Source organism: Veillonella parvula (genome assembly GCF_024461875.1).
Lineage (GTDB): Bacteria > Bacillota > Negativicutes > Veillonellales > Veillonellaceae > Veillonella > Veillonella parvula_I.
In genome coordinates, this window is record NZ_JANGAL010000065.1 from 1 (window position 1) to 258 (window position 258).

Consider the following 258-nt stretch of genomic DNA (forward strand, 5'->3'; position numbering starts at 1 on the left):
GATACTTGTGTTAGCAGCTCTATTGTTTAGCTTCTTGTGTTTTCCTGCTGATAAAGTTTTAGCTGCATCAAATGTAGTAGAGGTTCCGTTAACAGTTAAGCAAAATTTTGAAGAAAATAGCAATGAAAAAGGAATTGATCTTACTGGAACTTATGAATTTCGTGCATTAGACATAGGCATTCCTATGCCGGGAGATTCTGATAACGACAGACATGTTTTTGTACTGGATGGTAATAATGCGGAAAAGATGATTTCATT

At 35.3% G+C, this 258-nt stretch carries 1 protein-coding gene; it reads left to right on the top strand.

Annotated elements, in window-relative coordinates; translation table 11 throughout:
- The coding region (locus NE668_RS09875) for a hypothetical protein (protein WP_442806936.1) at positions 1-258 on the top strand (258 nt) is incomplete at both ends.